The organism is Gluconobacter sp. P5H9_a, assembly GCF_018812085.1.
GTDB lineage: Bacteria > Pseudomonadota > Alphaproteobacteria > Acetobacterales > Acetobacteraceae > Gluconobacter.
In genome coordinates, this window is sequence record NZ_JACRVW010000082.1 from 1 (window position 1) to 528 (window position 528).

Here is a 528-nt window from a genome sequence, read left to right on the forward strand (position 1 = left end):
GGTGTATGCCGTGAGGCGGCAGCGAGCCCGGCAGCGCCTCACATAGAAGGCCGCCCGTCCTGACTGGTCGTAGGCTTCTGCTTCATTCCAATCTTCTGAATGCTCTATGTGGGTGGACGTAGCTTCACGAGGACTGGTGAGCGTTCCCGCCCAGCGCTCGGCCTCTTTGAGTGGGTCAGCCGGTCGGAGCAGCCGGAACAGGTGGTTCTTGGACCATGCCCATTTTCCGGCCGGGTCGATGCGTTCCAGTGGTGTTGAGACGAACCAGCAGTCAGACGGGCCGAGCACTGGATGAGATCGCGCCCATCCTGCCAGAACCGGGCCGACATGCGGAATCCTGACGATCTGCCAGTGATCGACCGATGGTAGGGACGGGGATGCCACCATCTCCGCCGGTGGGTCGGAGTAGTGGCCGGTTTCCTGTGCTTGTCGGGTCAGATCGTCATAGTCCCGACGCAGTGCACGGGCGCGCTCGATGGGGGTCATGTCGTACCGAATTTCTCGTGGGTAATCGGAAGGGGTCAAGGG

Annotated in this window: 1 protein-coding gene; it reads right to left on the reverse strand. The window is 62.1% G+C overall.

The features are described 5' to 3' along the window. On the reverse strand, positions 1 to 486 hold a 486-nt coding region (locus tag KP708_RS15575), incomplete at its 3' end, for a hypothetical protein (RefSeq protein ID WP_215757269.1). Positions 487 to 528 lie beyond the last annotated feature (42 nt).